The sequence below is a fragment of the Rhodopirellula europaea 6C genome, from assembly GCF_000338295.1.
GTDB lineage: Bacteria > Planctomycetota > Planctomycetia > Pirellulales > Pirellulaceae > Rhodopirellula > Rhodopirellula europaea.
The window spans coordinates 1-545 of the sequence record NZ_ANMO01000076.1; the positions used below are offsets into that span (position 1 = coordinate 1).

A 545-nucleotide genomic window follows, 5' to 3' on the forward strand; every position below is an offset into this window, starting at 1 on the left:
TATGCAGACAATGCGATCGACTGTCGTAAGCTAATTGTTGACGAAATCGTGGTGACTATCGACGGAAAACCGACGCGACTGCTTAGCAATGGGGAATCAATCACCGCACCATTCCAAACCTATTTTTCAGGAACGACGAATACGAAGGCGGATGCCTACGTCGACTTGGGTGACTTGGTCGGAGCGGACAACGAATCAGTGATACATGCCGATGCCAAGGTCCGAATCTATACGAGCAATGACCAAGTCATCAAACAATCTGTTTCGGGTGCATTTGAACGTGGAGGTTGGCATGGGACTTGGTTCATACTGGAAGCGTTGGCTCCGCATGCGTGACTTCATTACACTATTGGGTACGTCCGAGGCCAGAACATGCGACGAACCATGGGTTGCAACGGAGTCCGCGACTTGATGTTTTTGAAGTGGAGAGTCGTTCGCGCGGCCCCGCTGAACCCTGCCGTTACCCGACTCAAGAATCATGAACACTAACGTCGAACCAATTCGTGTTTTCACGATCTTTCTTTTGGCGATCCTGTTGCAAGTTC

At 50.3% G+C, this 545-nt stretch carries 1 protein-coding gene; it reads left to right on the forward strand.

Going from position 1 to position 545, the window contains the following annotated elements:
* Window positions 1-336, forward strand: a 336-nt coding sequence (locus tag RE6C_RS06425) for a hypothetical protein (RefSeq protein WP_039961365.1), incomplete at its 5' end; no start/stop codon positions are given.
* Window positions 337-545 lie beyond the last annotated feature (209 nt).